Origin of the sequence: Vibrio sp. HENC-03 (genome assembly GCF_000305755.2) — a bacterium.
Lineage (GTDB): Bacteria > Pseudomonadota > Gammaproteobacteria > Enterobacterales > Vibrionaceae > Vibrio > Vibrio owensii.
The window spans coordinates 1-237 of record NZ_JH976073.1; the positions used below are offsets into that span (position 1 = coordinate 1).

Here is a 237-nt window from a genome sequence, read left to right on the forward strand (position 1 = left end):
TGCGGTGACTGAGAGCGCTGAAAGCGTTGAGCTGACCGCATCGACGACCAGCGGTAAAGTCACTGGTTCGCAGACTGACAGCGCGACAGCGAATATCCTTGATGACCAAGCAAATGGTGTCGACGAAGACGCAACTGCAACGCTGACGGTGAATGCTGGAGACGATGTCACCGAAGGTGATGACCGTTACCTTGAGTACACGATCAGCCTCAGTGAGCCTGTGAGTGAAGATGTCGT

Annotated in this window: 1 pseudogene; it reads left to right on the forward strand. The window is 54.4% G+C overall.

The window, feature by feature from the left end:
- Positions 1-237: pseudogene (locus tag VCHENC03_RS27740) on the forward strand (hypothetical protein); the annotation flags it as partial.